At 68.2% G+C, this 15,062-nt stretch carries 14 protein-coding genes; 6 read left to right on the forward strand and 8 right to left on the reverse strand.

The window, feature by feature from the left end:
* Positions 1-8 precede the first annotated feature (8 nt).
* Positions 9-3,548, reverse strand: coding sequence for a chromosome segregation protein SMC (smc, locus tag MicroSTF_RS03300; protein WP_136024833.1), 3,540 nt, complete (start codon positions 3,546-3,548; stop codon positions 9-11).
* Between the two features lie 531 nt (positions 3,549-4,079).
* Between smc and MicroSTF_RS03305 the strand changes: the two genes are divergently transcribed.
* The 4 genes from MicroSTF_RS03305 to MicroSTF_RS03320 all read left to right on the forward strand — a co-directional run bounded on the left by MicroSTF_RS03305 (position 4,080) and on the right by MicroSTF_RS03320 (position 7,733).
* On the forward strand, positions 4,080-4,364 hold the full coding sequence (locus MicroSTF_RS03305; protein WP_136024832.1) for a hypothetical protein: 285 nt from the start codon (positions 4,080-4,082) through the stop codon (positions 4,362-4,364).
* A gap of 173 nt (positions 4,365-4,537) precedes the next feature.
* The gene (locus MicroSTF_RS03310) at positions 4,538-5,617 is read left to right on the forward strand and encodes a GNAT family N-acetyltransferase (RefSeq protein WP_322953562.1); all 1,080 of its coding nucleotides are present in this window, start codon (positions 4,538-4,540) and stop codon (positions 5,615-5,617) included.
* A gap of 101 nt (positions 5,618-5,718) precedes the next feature.
* On the forward strand, positions 5,719-6,414 hold the full coding sequence (locus MicroSTF_RS03315) for an ABC transporter ATP-binding protein (RefSeq protein WP_029259093.1): 696 nt from the start codon (positions 5,719-5,721) through the stop codon (positions 6,412-6,414).
* 8 nt (positions 6,415-6,422) lie between these two features.
* A complete protein-coding gene (locus MicroSTF_RS03320; RefSeq protein ID WP_322953564.1) occupies positions 6,423-7,733 on the forward strand; it encodes an FtsX-like permease family protein in 1,311 nt (436 codons plus the stop codon).
* 81 nt (positions 7,734-7,814) lie between these two features.
* On the opposite strand, the gene mutM is transcribed toward MicroSTF_RS03320, so the two are convergent.
* From mutM to MicroSTF_RS03350, 6 genes are all read right to left on the reverse strand, one after another.
* Positions 7,815-8,681 (reverse strand): bifunctional DNA-formamidopyrimidine glycosylase/DNA-(apurinic or apyrimidinic site) lyase, encoded by an 867-nt coding sequence (gene mutM, locus MicroSTF_RS03325; RefSeq protein ID WP_021200439.1) that lies wholly within the window; start codon positions 8,679-8,681, stop codon positions 7,815-7,817.
* The gene (gene rnc, locus MicroSTF_RS03330) at positions 8,674-9,366 is read right to left on the reverse strand and encodes a ribonuclease III (RefSeq protein WP_322953566.1); all 693 of its coding nucleotides are present in this window, start codon (positions 9,364-9,366) and stop codon (positions 8,674-8,676) included. Before rnc ends, mutM begins: the two co-directional genes overlap by 8 nt.
* 10 nt (positions 9,367-9,376) lie before the next feature.
* Positions 9,377-9,586 carry a 50S ribosomal protein L32 gene (rpmF, locus tag MicroSTF_RS03335; protein WP_017830754.1) on the reverse strand — a complete coding sequence of 70 codons (210 nt, stop codon included), beginning with the start codon at positions 9,584-9,586 and terminating at the stop codon, positions 9,377-9,379.
* A gap of 2 nt (positions 9,587-9,588) precedes the next feature.
* A complete protein-coding gene (locus MicroSTF_RS03340) occupies positions 9,589-10,137 on the reverse strand; it encodes a YceD family protein (protein ID WP_021200437.1) in 549 nt (182 codons plus the stop codon).
* A gap of 71 nt (positions 10,138-10,208) precedes the next feature.
* The gene (coaD, locus tag MicroSTF_RS03345) at positions 10,209-10,706 is read right to left on the reverse strand and encodes a pantetheine-phosphate adenylyltransferase (protein WP_021200436.1); all 498 of its coding nucleotides are present in this window, start codon (positions 10,704-10,706) and stop codon (positions 10,209-10,211) included.
* A 30-nt stretch (positions 10,707-10,736) separates the two neighbouring features.
* Complete coding sequence (locus MicroSTF_RS03350; RefSeq protein WP_322953574.1) at positions 10,737-12,911, reverse strand: ATP-dependent DNA helicase RecG; 2,175 nt, start codon at positions 12,909-12,911, stop codon at positions 10,737-10,739.
* 61 nt (positions 12,912-12,972) lie between these two features.
* Here MicroSTF_RS03350 and rsmD point away from each other — a divergent pair, with 61 nt between their 5' ends.
* Complete coding sequence (gene rsmD / locus MicroSTF_RS03355) at positions 12,973-13,587, forward strand: 16S rRNA (guanine(966)-N(2))-methyltransferase RsmD (RefSeq protein WP_322953577.1); 615 nt, start codon at positions 12,973-12,975, stop codon at positions 13,585-13,587.
* On the opposite strand, the gene thiL is transcribed toward rsmD, so the two are convergent.
* Positions 13,557-14,552 carry a thiamine-phosphate kinase gene (thiL, locus tag MicroSTF_RS03360; protein WP_021200433.1) on the reverse strand — a complete coding sequence of 332 codons (996 nt, stop codon included), beginning with the start codon at positions 14,550-14,552 and terminating at the stop codon, positions 13,557-13,559. The genes rsmD and thiL overlap by 31 nt on opposite strands.
* A gap of 23 nt (positions 14,553-14,575) precedes the next feature.
* On the opposite strand from thiL, the gene MicroSTF_RS03365 reads away from it, so the two are divergent.
* On the forward strand, positions 14,576-15,058 hold the full coding sequence (locus MicroSTF_RS03365) for a DUF3515 domain-containing protein (protein WP_021200432.1): 483 nt from the start codon (positions 14,576-14,578) through the stop codon (positions 15,056-15,058).
* The last annotated feature ends 4 nt before the right edge of the window (positions 15,059-15,062 follow it).

A 15,062-nucleotide genomic window follows, 5' to 3' on the forward strand; every position in this document is an offset into this window, starting at 1 on the left:
GCGCGCCCCTATACCGCCGCTGCCCGGTCGCCGACACGCTGACCCACGACAGCGGATACGCCGTCCTGCCGCATCGAGACGCCGTAGAGGGCATCGGCGATCTCCATCGTGCGCTTCTGGTGCGTGATCACCAGCAGCTGGGAACTCTCCCTCAGTTGTTCGAACACCGTCAGCAATCGCCCCAGGTTCGCATCGTCGAGCGCCGCCTCGACCTCGTCCAGGATGTAGAACGGACTCGGGCGCGCCTTGAAGATCGCGACGAGCAGCGCCACGGCCGCCAGGGATCGTTCGCCGCCCGAGAGCAGTGACAGACGCTCGATCTTCTTCCCCACAGGGCGGACGGACACTTCGATGCCTGTCGTCAGCATGTTGTCGGGATCCGTCAGGGAGATACTGCCGGTTCCACCGGGGAACAGCAGAGGGAACACCTGACCGAATGCCTCCTTGGTGTCCTCGAAAGCACTCGCGAAGATCGTCTGCATCCGGTCATCGAGATCGGTGATGATCGTCAGGAGGTCCTGGCGCGTCTGGGTCAGGTCTGCCAGCTGCTCGGTGAGGAAGGCGTGCCGCTGCTCCAGCGCGGCGAACTCCTCGAGCGCCAGCGGGTTGACGCGGCCGAGCTGTGCGAGCTTGCGCTCCGCCTCCGCGAGTCGTCGCTGTTGAATCCGGCGGTCGAAGGGTATCGCCGTGTCGTCGTGCCCCCCTTCGGCGGGTTCAGCACCGGGATCCCGTGGAACAAGCTGATCAGGGCCATATTCCGCAATGAGAATATCTTCATCGAGAGCGAGCTCGGAGGAGACGCGCTCGAGCAGGCTGTTCAGATGCAGCTTCTTCTCGTGGATCTGCAGCTCGAGTCCGTGCACGCTCTCGGTGAGCCCGGCGAGGCGCTCTCGCAGGGAACTCTCCTGCGCGCGCAGGCCGACCAGTTCCTGATTTTGCGCCGAGCGCGCGGTCTCGGCCTCGCCCAGGGCGAGACGTGCCTCCGTCACCGATCGATCCAGCGAGTCGAGGATGCGCGGCAGTTCCTCGACCACCCCCGAGGCCGCCTCGCGCTGCGCGCGACGGATGACTGCTCGCCGTGCCGCCTCGGCCGCGGCATCGCGTTCATGCTCACGCTGGCGCTCCAGAGACACCACCCTGGACTGCGCTGCACGCACACGCTCACGCAGCGTCTCGATCTCGAGCCGCGCCCGCACCTCGCCCTCGCGAGCGACCTCGAGCGCCTCGAGCAGGCTGTCGCGCGCGGAAGCGTCGAGCACCGGCCTCGGCGTCGCGATGGCATCGTCCAGCGCCGTCCTCGCTGCTTCGGACTTCGCCTCGGCCTCGGCGACGGCGGATTGCGCCTGTGCCAACCCGGTCTCGAGGCGTTCGCACTCGGCGACGGCGGACTCATGGCGCACCGTGACCCGGTTGAGCTGCTCGGCGTGCGTGGCGAGAGCAGCATCGTGTTCACGGAGTGCGCGCAGGGCGTCCTTCGCGTGACGCCTGGTCGTCTCGACGGCGTCCTCGGCGTCGCGGCGGGCCTCACGAAGCGAGTCGACCACGATCTGAATCTCCGCGAGACGTTCGGCAGCGGCATCCCGCTCGGCGGCGAGTTCCAGACGGGATCGCTCTCCGCCGGAACCGGTGCGCAGGGTATGCGCGGTGAGGACGTCACCGGCCACCGTGACGATCGTCGTCGCCGTGTCACCCGCGACATCGAGCGCTGTCCGCGCCGATCGCGCCGAATCCAGGTCGTCCGCGATCAGGACATGCGAGAGCACGCCGAGGATGCCGTCGGGCGCTGTCACGGTATCGACGGCGGGCGTGACTCCGGCGATCGTCGGAGTCACGACGTCGCCACGGACCGCATTCGCGATGACGAAGTCCACCACTCCCCTGCGTTGCTCCGCCGCTTCCTTCGCCGACGCGAAGGCGTCGTCCACGGAGTCGATCAACACGCCCTCCGCGAGCGGACCGAGGACCGCGGCGATGGCCGCCTCGAAACCCGCTCGGACCTGCACAGCGTCTCCGACGAGTCCCCGCACACCCTTTCCACCCGCTTCGACGATCTCCGCCGCCCCACCGGACAACGCCAGAGCACTGCTCAGCGCCGAAGCCTTGGCCGTGAGCGCATCGACCTCGCGCTCTGCGGCGTGCAGACGTTCGCGCAGGGTCTCACGCTCCGCTTCCGCGGCGGTCGCTGCCCGTTGCGCACTGTCGTACGCGGCGGCATGTTCGACGGCCGTGCCCTCAGGAGCTTCCGCGTCGTCGATCGCGTCGAGTGCGTCGGCGGCTTCGCGCCTGCGTGCGTTCGCGGCCTCGAGCGCGTTCTCCTGGCGGAGCACGGCGCCACGCACTGCGGCGAGGGCTGAGGATGCGGCATCTGCGGTCCCGCGCAAGGTGGAGAGGCGCATGTCGTACTCGGAGACCAGGGCGCTCTGCTCGGCGATGTCGACGTCGAGCGCGTCGAGTTCCGCTCGGGCGTGCACCACCTCACGGCTGGCAGCCGCCGCGGCGTCCTGAGCATCCCCGAGCCCGGCGGAGATCGCGTCGATCTCGTCCTTCGCCTCGTCGATCGTGGCCTGTGTCACGGTGACGGCAGTGACCGCGGCGTCGTCATCGTCGGTGCCGAGGAGAGCGAGACGCTGATTCGCCAGGGTGTAGAGCCCGCGCATCCGCTCCTGAACCTGCTCGAGCCCGAACGCCACGCTGCGCGCCTGATCGACCGCGACCGAGTTCTGATCCTGTTCGAGCCGCGCGATGTTCGCGCGCACCGTCTCGGCTTGATCCGAGAGCACCAGACGCTCGGTGTGACGCTCCTGTTCGGTGCGTGTGTGGTCCGCGAGCGCGGCGCGCAGTGCGACCACGTCATCGGCGAAGATACGGGCTTTCGCGTCGCGCACGACGGCGGCGATCGTCTGCGCCTCGCGGGCGATCTCTGCCTGACGCCCCAACGGCTTGAGCTGCCGGCGGATCTCTCCGGCGAGATCGCTCAACCGAGTGAGGTTGGTCTCCATCGCGTCGAGTTTGCGGAGGGTCTTCTCCTTGCGGCGGCGGTGCTTGAGGATTCCCGCGGCTTCCTCGATGAACCCTCGACGATCCTCGGGCGACGCCTGCAGAACCGTGTCGAGGCGACCCTGACCGACGATGACGTGCATCTCCCGGCCCAGTCCGGAATCGCTCAGCAGCTCCTGCACGTCGAGGAGTCGGCATCCCTCGCCGTTGATCGCGTACTCGCTGGAGCCGTTGCGGAACAGCGTGCGGCTGATCGTCACTTCCGCGTACTCGATCGGCAGGGCGCCGTCGGCATTGTCGATCGTGAGCTGCACCTCAGCACGACCGAGCGGGCCGCGCGTCGAGGTACCCGCGAAGATGACGTCTTCCATCTTGCCGCCGCGCAGTGTCTTCGCACCCTGCTCACCCATCACCCAGGCCAGCGCGTCCACGACGTTCGACTTGCCCGAGCCGTTCGGTCCGACGATGCAGGTGACGCCGGGTTCGAACACGAAGCTGGTCGGCTGCGCGAACGACTTGAACCCTTTGAGCGTCAGGCTCTTCAGATGCATGGGGGCACCGCTCGTCCGGGGAGAATCACGCGGCTACGCTACCGGAATTCCGGGCCTGGAGCCTCATCCCGCGCGGACGGTGGGAGAACTCGGGAACCGCGCGACACGCCGAGGAGAACCGCAGGTGCTTGACGTCCGCCGCGCGGATTCGCTACCGTGTCCTCCGGATCGCCAGACGAAAGGAGGTTACCGATGATTACGACTCAGCTCAACGCACAGGCCACTGGCCTCGCCGCGCCCGCGCATTTTGCGCCGCGCTTCGCGTTCTCGGTAACCGCCGGCGTCCGCATCAGCGCTCTCTCGTAGAACCGCACCCCGAGATTTCGGGCCCGTAGTGGGCCCTCTCCGGCCGGCTCTTCCGCGCCCCGTCTGCTGATCTGCACCGCAGATCACGACTTCCTCTCCGCGTATGGCGTCCACGCTCCGTGGCATCCGCCGACCCACGCTTCCTCCGCATCGTTCCCGACCGCTCCGCTGTCGGCGTGCGGTGCTTCCGCATCCATCACCACCATCCCTTTCGAAGGAACCATCGTGAACACCACGTTGCATCGCAGCGACATCCACCCGCCCGATACCGAGGACCGCGAGGTCCTCCAGGTCCCCCGCCCCGACGAACTGCGCCGCTTGTCGCTCGCCGATCGTCTCTCGCTCCGGATCGGCCTCTGGCTCTTCCAGAGGGCGCAGCGCCCCCGACGTCCGCGTCGCGGCCTGCGCATCGATCCGGCAGACATGTTCCTGCTCGGTGAGCAGCGTCATCGTTCGGCAGCGGAATCTTACGCACTGCTGACGTATGACATGCAGCGCGGAATGCGTTGACGCCGCGATCCGGCGGTCGCCCTCCGCAGCACCGTCCCCCTCTGCGTGCGCCCGCCCGTGTTGTCCGCGGGCGGGCGCGCACAGAGGTTCCGTCTCCTCGTGGCGCGAACGTCGAATCCCGTAGACACCCGGCCTCGATCATCACCCTGAGCACCTGCACGAAAGAAACTGACATGAAGACCACCGAACCGACCATCACACCGCTGATCGTGCCGGTATCCCTGGATGCCGACGACGCCGCGGAGTTCCGCGCGTACGGAGACCTCAACCGACTCGTGTGCGACGAGCAGGTGGGACTCCCCGATCTCGCCCCGGACGCCGCGCAGATGCTGCCGAACTGGCAGGACGACAGCGACGCGCTCGACCGTGGGTTCGTGGCACGGATCGATGACGAGATCGTCGGCATGGTGACGGTCACACTCGCTCAGGAGGCCGAAGCTCATGCGGCCGAGATCGACCTGTTGGTTCCGCAAGCGCACTGGGGGCTCGGCGTCGAGGCCGCTCTGCTCGACCGCGCCGAGGAAGAAGCACGCGCTCACGGGCGAACCGTCCTGCAGATCTGGAGTCTCCACCGTCCCGTGGAAGCCGACCGGATGCTCGTGCCTCGAACGGGATGGGGACGCATCCCCGCCACCCCGCTCTCCGAGCTCGCCGAGGACCACGGTTACTCGCTGGAACAGGTCGAGCGCAACAGTGAGTATGACCTGCACAGCGACGTCGGCCCGCTCCGCGATGCTCTGGCGGACGCGAGCGCGTTCGCCGGGCCGGACTACCGCATCGTCGAGTGGAACATGCCGACGCCTCCGGAGTGGCGGGACGGCTTCGCCGCCGTGCTCGCACGTCTTTCCACGGATGCCCCGAGCGGCGACATGGACTTCGCCGAGGAACACTGGGACGCCGACCGCGTCATCCGCCGCGAAACGCGACTTCTCGGTGCGGGTCAGACGGTGTCCGTGGCCGCCGTGCAACATGTGCCGAGCGGCCAGCTCGTCGCCTACAACGAGTTGCTCATCGCCGCGGATCGCACCGGTGTCACCCATCAGTTCGGAACGTTGGTCAGCAAGGAGCACCGAGGGCACCGCCTCGGCACGATCGTGAAGTGCGCGAACCTGCTCCGATGGCGCGAGCTCATGCCTCTCTCGACCGTCGTCTCCACCTTCAACGCCGAGGAGAACCGACCGATGCTGAGCATCAACGAGGCGATCGGCTTCGTGCCCGTGTCGTACGCGGGCGCGTGGCAGAAGAAGATCTGAGGTACGCGCGGACCCGATCTCATTCTTCGGGATGACGTCGGGCCCGCGCGGTCATCCGCCGGGGCGACGACGGCGGATGAACGCTCGGCGAGGCTGGAACCATGAACATCCCCGTGATCGAAGCCCACGCCCTCATCAAGAACTTCGGGACGACCCGCGCTCTCGCCGGCGTCGACCTCGCGATCCATCGTGGCGAGGCCGTCGCGATCATGGGCGCCTCCGGATCGGGAAAGACCACGCTCCTCCACGTGCTGGCCGGGATCACCGCCCCCGATTCCGGCAGCGTACTGTTCCGCCCCGCCGAGGGCGCCCCCATCGAGGTCACCGCACTCGGCGAGTCCACGCGGTCGCGTCTGCGTCGCGAGAGGTTCGGCTTCGTCTTCCAGCAGGGGCTTCTCATTCCCGAGCTGACCGCCGTCGAGAACGTGGCTCTCGCATCCATGATCAACGGCGTCCGTCGTCAGGATGCGGTGCAGCACGCAGCATCCTGGCTCGCGGCCCTCGGACTCGCCGGTATGGAGGAACGCCGCATCGGCGAGCTCTCCGGCGGTCAGGCGCAACGCGTCGCGATCGCCCGAGCACAGGCCACCGGCGCAGAGCTCGTCTTCGCCGACGAACCGACCGGTGCGCTCGATTCGACCACCTCCTCCGAGGTGATGGACGCCCTGCTGTGGTCGACGACCGGGCAGGGGCGGACACTCGTCGTGGTCACACACGACCCGGAGGTGGCCGCCCGCTGCTCCCGTACGATCGCCGTGCGCGACGGACGCATCATCTCCTCGGCGGTGGCCGCGTGAATCGCAACGTGCTGACGCTCCTCCTGCGTCCGGCGCCCGGACAGGGCAGCGTCCTCGCATTGCCCGTCGTCGCGTTCGGGGTCGTGACCACATTGGTGCTCACGGTCATCGGGGGCGCACAGTCCTTCTGGGGATGGACCGATGAGTTCGCACCCTTGTACCAGGCGCTTGCAGCGATCGCTCTCGTTCTCCTGGTCGTGCCGCTGATGTCCCTCGGCGGGGCAGCGGCTCGTCTCTCCGCGCGTCGACGCGATGAACGGCTCTCCACCCTCCGTCTGCTCGGTGTGTCACCTGGCGGGGTGACGATCGCGACGGTCACGGAGTCCGTCCTCGTCGCGGCGGTCGGCGCCCTCGCCGGCGTCATCGCGCATGTCGCTATCAGTCCGCTCATCGGGCTCATCCCGTTCCGCGGGGAGCCGCTCGGGTTCGCGGCCGTGGTCCTGCCTCCGATGCAGACCGTCATCGTCGTGGTCGCCGTGCTCGCGCTCGCAGCCACCAGCGCCGTCATCGGCCTTCGTCGTGTCGTCATCTCGCCGCTGGGCGTCCGTACGCGCACTGATGTGCCGAAGGTGCACTGGATTCGAGCAGTACTGGCAGCCGGCGCGATCGCCATCGCGTTCGCACTCATCAAGGTGTTCCCCTCGGTGGGTGGAGTCGTGATGACGATCGTCGTCCTCGCGGGACTGTTCGGTGCCGCACTCGGTGTGTTGAATCTCGTGGGACCGTGGGTGCTCAAGGTCGCGGCATCGCGTCAGCTGCGTCGCGCCGAGCGACCCGAGCGGCTGCTGGCCGCACGTATCGTGCTGGACTCGCCCAAGGCAGCCTGGCGCCAGGTGGGTGGAATCGCCATGGCGAGCTTCATGGCCGTCTTCGCCGGCACCGGAGTGGCGCTGATGAGCATGATGAGCGATTCCGACGCCGCCGCTGCCGACATCGCGCTCGCCGACGACATCCGCACGGGACTCATCATCACGCTCATCGGCTCCTTCCTGATGGTCGCGGCGTCCGTCGGCGTCAATCAGGCCTCGGACGTTCTCGACCAGAGCGAGCTGCACCGCAGCCTGCACCACCTCGGAATGCCGCTCGACACCGTGGACCGGGCACGCCGACGCGCGATCATGTCGCCTCTGCTGGTGACGGCGATCGGGTCGGCGCTGGTGGCTGCGCTCCTGGTGTTCCCGCTGGTCGGCATCGCGCTGATCACGGCTCCGGTCTCTCTGATGACCATCGCGCTCGTGGTCACCGTCGGGATCGGTGTGGTGTGGGCGACCACATGGGCCACCCGCCCGCTGCTCCAGCGTTCCTTCCAGACGGCGTGACCGCCACTCCGCGCCCGCGGCGGCCGACGGGCCGGGAGCCTGACGCACACAGCGTTCAGGCTCCCGGCCCGAGCACGCGACCTACTTCGGGAGCCGCTGACACCGCGGGCAGAAGTGCGAACCGCGATTCATGAAGCTCTCCCGGATGATCGGTGTGCCACATCGTGGGCAGGGCTTTCCCTGCTGCCCGTAGGCATTGAGCGAGTGCGCGAAGTACCCGGCCTGGCCGTTCACATTCACGTACTGCGCATCGAAGCTGGTGCCGCCCTCCGCGAGCGCCTTCGCCAGCACGAGCCGCACCTCGTTCAGCAGTCGGCGCACCGCCTGTGTGGAGAGTCGGTCGGATGGGGTCTCCGGGTGGATGCGCGCCGCCCACAGCGACTCATCGGCATAGATGTTGCCGATCCCGCTCACGACGCCCTGGTCGAGGAGCACGCGCTTGATCGCGCTCCCCCGCCGTGCCAGAGCGGCACGGAACGCCCGGTCGTCGAAAGCCGGATCCAGCGGATCGCGGGCGATGTGCGCGACCTGCGTCGGAATCGACGAACCGTCGTCATCCACCAGGGCATCGACCGCGAGCGACCCGAAGGTGCGCTGGTCGGCGAAAACGATCGCGAGTTCGCCGTGGACGGGATGTTCGATGCCGATGCGCACCCGCTCATGCCGCTCGGCACCGGCGTCCGGTGCGCGCAACAGCATCTGTCCGCTCATCCCGAGGTGCGCGATGAGCGCGGAATCCTCATCGTCGAGCGGAAGCCAGAGGAACTTCCCCCGGCGAGAGGCTGCGGTGAAGGTCCGTCCCTCGAGACGAGCGACGAAATCGGCGGCGCCGGCGACGTGCCGCGTGAGCGCTCGCTCGTCGAACACGCTCACCGCGGTGATCAGAGATCCGACCGCGGCCGGGGCGAGGCCCGCCCGGACCACCTCGACCTCGGGAAGCTCAGGCACGCTCGCTGAGGGTGCGCCAGGCACTGAGAGCCGCGGCCATCTCGGCTGTCTTCTTGCTGCTGCCGGCACCGGTCATGCTCACGTCGCCGACGACGACGGTCGCCACGAAACGACGGTCGTGATCCGGACCGCTCGCCTCCACCGAGTACTGCGGAGGCGTCGCACCGACGCGGGCCGCGAGTTCCTGCAGGCTGGTCTTCGGGTCCATCGCCGCGCCGTAGCGTTCCGGGTCGGCCAGCAGCGGTTTCGTCAGACGCAACACGAGTTCCGTGGCGGCCTCGGGACCTGCGGAAAGGTAGGTGGCTCCGATGACGGCTTCCATCGTGTCGGCGAGGATCGAGTCCTTGTCTCGGCCACCCGTCTGCTCTTCGCCGCGACCGAGCAGCAGATGACTGCCGAGGTCGATCCCTCGAGCGACCTCGGCGAGAGCGACCGTCGACACGACGCTCGCACGCCGCTTCGCCAGTTCGCCCTCATCGAGGTCGGGGTGCGTGGTGAAGAGCATGACGGTCACCGCCTGCCCGAGGACAGAGTCTCCGAGGAACTCCAGTCGCTCGTTGTGCGGGATGCCGCCGTGTTCGTACGCGTAGGAGCGGTGGGTCAGGGCCAACTCCAGAAGCTCCGCGTCGATATCGACGCGGAGCTTATCTGGGAGAGGCCTCGTCCCCCCGGGGACCTCCGTCACGGTACGCGACTCAGACGTCAGCGACCTTGCGGCCCTTGTACTCCAGGAAGAGCTCCGTGCCCTGCGAGTCGGTGACGACCTTCGCCTGGTGGGGACGGCTGTAGACGACCTGGCCGTTCTCGATCGTCTTGACGAGCGCGACAGGCGCCGCCTTCCACTGCGCGCGGCGCGAGCGGGTGTTCGAACGGGATACCTTGCGCTTCGGGGGGTTACCAGCCATGACTAGCTCTCTTCTTTCTCGGCGGCACGAGATTCTTCCGTGCCGTCTTGGTCTGTGATGTTCTGGAGCGCACTCCACCGAGGATCGATGGGAGCGGCCTGCTCCGTTCCGGTGCTCACGGTCAGTCGTTCACCCGTTTTCGGGTCAAGACCCGGGCAATCCGGCTGACACACCGGCTGAAAAGGAAGTGCCAGTACGGCCGCATCCCTGACGAGAGTTTCAAGATCCACGTGGTCGTCTTGAACCTCGAAGTCAGTTTCTTCCTCACCAGGATACGCGAAAAGCTCCTGGAACTCGACTTCGACGGGCCGAGTGATGTCGATGAGGCATCTTCCGCACACACCGACGTACTCGGCGTCAGCGGTTCCCGACACGAGGATGCCCTCGTGGACGGACTCCAGCCGGACGTCGAGATCGAGTTCGGATCCCGCCTCGTAGGACACGATCCCCTCACCCCAGGCTTCGGAGAGAGCGACGGTGAACTCGTGCTCGCGCATCTCTCCCGGGCGCCGGACGATATCGCGGACGGGGAGGACAAAAGGGCCGTTCATTCGAGAGCGCACCGTTCCATGCTACCGGCCGATGCGAGCGGTCGCCCTGACCGCGCGCTCAGGGAAGGGACTCAGATACCGCGGGAACCGGTGTCGAGGAAATCTGCCACAGCTGCGGGAACGAACGGGGTCACGTCGCCGCCGAGGGAAGCCACCTGGCGCACGAGCGAACTCGACACCATCGCGTGCGACGGGTCGGGCAGAAGGAACACCGTCTCGATACCGGCGAGGTGCCTGTTGACGATCGCCATCGGAGACTCGTACGCGACATCGATCTGCGAGCGGATACCCTTCACCAGCACCCCGGCATCGACATCGCGGGCGTAGTCGACCAGGAGGCCCATGCTCCACGAACCGATCACGATGTTGCCCTGCATGCCGTCATCCGCGATCGACTTCTCCAGCAGGGAGAGCCGCTGCGCGATCGGCAGCATCGCCTCTTTGCCCGGGTTGTGCACGACGAGCACATGCAGTTCGTCGTAAAGGGCGGCCGCGCGCCGGATCACATCGAGGTGACCCAGGGTCGGCGGATCGAAGGAACCCGGGACGACGGCGATCCGGCTGCTCATGTTTCCAGCCTAGGGCACGCCGGTTCCGGTTCAGTTCTTCGCCAGCGCCGCTCGATCCTCGTCGCTCACACGTCGTCCGATCGCCTCGCGCAGGCCCGGGTGGTCGGCCAGATCCGGATCGACGGAGAGGATGCCCTCCGCCACCTCGCGCGCACGCGTGATGAGGCCGGCATCCTTGACGACGCGGAGGAGTTTCAGAGAAGAGCGCACACCCGCCTGTGCGGCGCCGAGCACATCGCCCTCCCCGCGCAGCTCCAGATCGACCTCCGCCAGGGCGAACCCGTCCAGCGTGGCGGCGACCGCGTCGACGCGGTCACGGGCGAGCGACCCGGCCTCGGCCTCGGTCACGAGCAGGCAGAGCCCGGGAACACCCCCTCGACCGACGCGCCCTCGAAGCTGGTGCAGCTGCGAGACGCCGAAACGATCGGCATCGAGAACGATCATCGTGGAGGCGTTGGGCACGTCGACGCCGACCTCGATCACCGTGGTGGCGAGCAGCAGATCGATGTCTCCCCGGGCGAACGACTGCATCACCGCGTCCTTCTCGTCCGACGGCATACGACCGTGCAGAACGGCGCGGCGCAATCCGCCCAGAGTGGGATGGGTGGCGAGGGCTTCGTCGAGCTGTACGACGCCCCACCGCGGCCCGGAGGCCCCTTCTGGAGCGAGCGACGGCTGCTCCCCCGCCTCCGTGGTCTTCTTGGTGGTGTCGATCGCTGCACAGACGGCGAAGACCTGTCGTCCCTGAGCGATCTCCTCCGCAGCGCGCTCCCAGACACGGTTGAACCACCCCGGGTGCTCAGCGAGCGGCGCCACGAACGACTCGATACCCGCGCGCCCGGCCGGCATGGTGCGGATGACCGAGGTGTCGAGGTCGCCGAAGACCGTCATCGCGACCGTCCGCGGAATCGGCGTCGCGGTCAGCACGAGGGCATGCGGGCTCGACCCCTTCGCCCGTAGAGCCTCGCGCTGCTCGACACCGAACCGGTGCTGCTCGTCGACCACGACCAGGCCGAGGTCGGCGAACGTGGTCTTCTCCCCCAGCAGCGCGTGGGTTCCGACGACGATCAGCGCCTGACCGGAAGCAACCCGCAGAGCAGCCTTGCGACGCTCCGCCGCCGGCATCTGACCGGTCAACAGCGTCGGCATCAGCTGGGGCGCGAGATCGGGACCCAGCATCTTCGCGATGGAACGCAGGTGCTGACCCGCCAGCACCTCTGTCGGAGCGATCAGCGCCGCCTGCCCGCCGCTCTCGGCGACCTGCAGCATCGCGCGGAGAGCCACGAGGGTCTTACCCGAACCGACCTCTCCCTGGACGAGCCGGTTCATCGGCCAGGCACCCACGAGATCCTCGGCGATCTGGTGTCCCACCGTCTCCTGATCGGGCGTGAGCGTGTACGGGAGGCTCGCGTCGAAGCGTTCGAGCAGTCCGCCGGCACGCGCAGGCCGTGACGTGGCGGAGAGGGCACGGATCGCATCGCGCTGCTGGAGCAGCGCGGTCTGCAAGGTGAGCGCCTCGTGCATGCGCAGGGTTCGCACGGCGGGATCGATGTCGTTGCGAGTACGGGGACGGTGCACAAGCTCCAGGGCCTCGCGGGCGGTGAGCAGCTCTTCTCGTTCCCGGATCTCCGCCGTCAACGGGTCCGGCGCGTCGGAGAGATCATCCAGCACGCGTCCGATGAGTCGAGCGATCTGCCAGGTCTGGATCGCCGAGGTAGCCGGGTAGATCGGGATCGGGACGGCGGCCCGCGCATCCGCACTGCGTCGGGCCGAGTCCTCGTCGTCGAACAGCTCGTATTCGGGGTGCGCGAACTGCGTCACACCGTTGAACTCGCCGACCTTTCCCGAGAACACACCCCTTCGTCCCACCGCCAGATCCTTCGATCGCCACTCGGCAGCACCGACGTTCTTCGCGAAGAACGTCAACGACATGCGTCCGATGCCGTCACCGATCACGACATCGACCATGGCTCCCGGACGATTGCGCATGCGACGGAAGCTGGACGACAGCACCTCCGCGACGATGGTCACCGTCTCGCCGAGGGGGAGGTCGCGGATCGGAGTCAGCTCGCCCGGATCGGCGTAGCGCCGAGGATAGTGCGCGATAAGGTCACCGACGCTCTTCATGCCGAAGGCGCGACCGAGCGTCTTGGCAGACGCCGCACCGAGCGCATCCTCCAACGAGGAATCGAGCGTGAGCGACATGTTCCGAGTCTAGGGAACGCGACGGACACGGCAGACATCCCGCCTGTCGTATCGTGAACGGGTGACGAGGATCATCGCAGGCAGCGCCAGAGGAGCCCGACTCGAGGTGCCGGGCTCGGGCACACGGCCCACGAGCGATCGGGTGCGCGAGTCGTTGTTCGGCGCGCTGGAATCACTGAGCGCGATCGCCGGGGCGCGGGTCCTCGATCTCTACGCCGGATCGGGAGCCCTGGGCTTGGAGTCGCTCAGCCGCGGAGCCGCGAGTGCCGACTTCGTGGAGCGCGGGCGCCCGGCCGCCGCCATCGTCCGACGAAACGCCGGCGTGGTCGCGAAGGCCGGCAGCCTCCCGCTCGGTCGTGTGCACGAGAGCACGGTGCATGCGTTCCTGCAGCGCGCGACGGGACCCTTCGACCTCGTCTTCACCGATCCGCCGTACGACCTCGACGACGTCGCCATGACCGCCGATCTCGTCGCCCTCGCACCGCTCCTGTCGTCGGACGCCGTCGTCGTCGTGGAACGGGCTCGCCGCTCCACGACCCCGGACTTCGGCGCGGCGAACCTCGCGCAGTTCCGCGAGAAGACCTACGGCGACACCACCATCTGGTGGGCCGAGCCCGCTGCCGGCGAGGACGACGAGCCGGTCGATCAGCCTGCGACCGAGTCCCAGTCCCGATAGGGGTCCCACCCGCTGAGGTCGACCGGAAGGTCATCGCAGAGCAGATCTTCCGGTCCGGCAGCACGAACGGCGCCGATGACGCGGAACCCGGGCGGGAGCACGCCCTCGGGGAACGCGGCGAGCAGGGCGTGATCCTCCCCTCCGGCGATCGCACGCTCAGGATCGTCCCCGAGAAGGTCTCGTTCCAGCGCGATCGTGACGCCGGAAGCCGCGGCCATCCGTCGCGCATCGAGGGCGAGTCCGTCGGACACGTCCATCATCGCCGTCGCCCCCGCCGTCGCGGCGACTGCGCCGAGGCCGATCGGGGGCGCGGGCCGCAGCTGCGCCGTCACCGCCGCGCGCTCTCCGGCGGCGAGCTTCGCGGCATCGACAGCCACCGGCACGTCGCCGTCTCGGAATCGACCGAACAGCACCGCGAGTCCACGTGCGGCATGACCGAGTTCACCGGCGACCGCGACGACATCTCCGGGGCGCGCACCGCTCCTGGTCACGGCAGTGCGTCCCTCGAGGTCGCCCAGCGCCGTCACCGCCACGGTCAGCACATCCGACACCGTCAGGTCGCCGCCGACCACGGCGCAGCCGGGGGCGAGCGCGGCACACGCATCGCGAAAGCCGTCGGCGAGCCGCTCCACGAAAGAGAGCCGCAGGTCGCGCGGCACCGCGAGAGCGACCAGCAGCGCGGTCGGGCGCGCCCCCATCGCCGCGACATCCGCGAGGTTCACCGCTGCGGCCTTCCAGCCGAGGTCGTACCCGCTCGACCATGCGAGCCGGAAGTCCGGGCCGTGCACGAGCGTGTCCGTCGTCGCGACCACGGAACCCGACGGCGTGGCGATCACCGCCGCATCGTCTCCCGGCCCGATGAGCGTGTGGGCCCCCGTCGGCGTCCGTGTCAGGATCGCCTGCAGGATGCGCCCTTCGGAGAGATCTCCCAGGCGCGGATCGTCGGCTTCGTGTCGGGAGGGCATGCTGTCAAAGGTAGCCTGGAAGCATGCCCCGTTCCCGTCGCCTCGCTGTCCTCGCCGGGGCAGTGACCCTCACCGCGGTGCTCGCCGGCTGCTCGACCACCGTGCACCTCGAGCCCGCAGCCGATGCGAACAATCCGGCGTGTGCGAACGTCTCGGTGCTGCTGCCGGAGTCCGTCGGCGGACTCGATCGTGTCTTCACCGACGCGCAGGCGACCGGTGCCTGGGGCGACCCCACAGTCGTGCTGCGGTGCGGTGTCGAACCCCCTGCGCCGTCGGCCCTGGTGTGCACGACCCTCGGCGGCGTCGACTGGCTCGTGCTCGACCAGGAAGAGGACCGTCAGCGCCTCGTCACCTTCGGTCGCGACCCCGCGGTGGAAGTGACGATCCGCCGTGGCGAACAGATCGACTTCCAGGCGATCGTCGACAAGATCTCGGCGAGCATCCAGTCCGGGCTCCAGCCGGCGACCGGACAGTGCACGGACCGCGTCGAGTTCCCCGCGGGCTGACCGC

Origin of the sequence: Microbacterium sp. STF-2 (genome assembly GCF_034650155.1) — a bacterium.
Lineage (GTDB): Bacteria > Actinomycetota > Actinomycetes > Actinomycetales > Microbacteriaceae > Microbacterium > Microbacterium maritypicum_A.

Excerpts from the sequence above, each read along its gene's own strand:
- smc (WP_136024833.1), bottom strand. The coding sequence starts at position 3,548 with ATGCATCTGAAGAGCCTGACGCTCAAAGGGTTCAAGTCGTTCGCGCAG.
- MicroSTF_RS03310 (WP_322953562.1), top strand. The coding sequence starts at position 4,538 with ATGAAGACCACCGAACCGACCATCACACCGCTGATCGTGCCGGTATCC.
- MicroSTF_RS03315 (WP_029259093.1), top strand. The coding sequence starts at position 5,719 with ATGAACATCCCCGTGATCGAAGCCCACGCCCTCATCAAGAACTTCGGG.
- rpmF (WP_017830754.1), bottom strand. The coding sequence starts at position 9,586 with ATGGCTGGTAACCCCCCGAAGCGCAAGGTATCCCGTTCGAACACCCGC.
- MicroSTF_RS03340 (WP_021200437.1), bottom strand. The coding sequence starts at position 10,137 with ATGAACGGCCCTTTTGTCCTCCCCGTCCGCGATATCGTCCGGCGCCCG.
- coaD (WP_021200436.1), bottom strand. The coding sequence starts at position 10,706 with ATGAGCAGCCGGATCGCCGTCGTCCCGGGTTCCTTCGATCCGCCGACC.
- MicroSTF_RS03350 (WP_322953574.1), bottom strand. The coding sequence starts at position 12,911 with ATGTCGCTCACGCTCGATTCCTCGTTGGAGGATGCGCTCGGTGCGGCG.
- thiL (WP_021200433.1), bottom strand. The coding sequence starts at position 14,552 with ATGCCCTCCCGACACGAAGCCGACGATCCGCGCCTGGGAGATCTCTCC.
- MicroSTF_RS03365 (WP_021200432.1), top strand. The coding sequence starts at position 14,576 with ATGCCCCGTTCCCGTCGCCTCGCTGTCCTCGCCGGGGCAGTGACCCTC.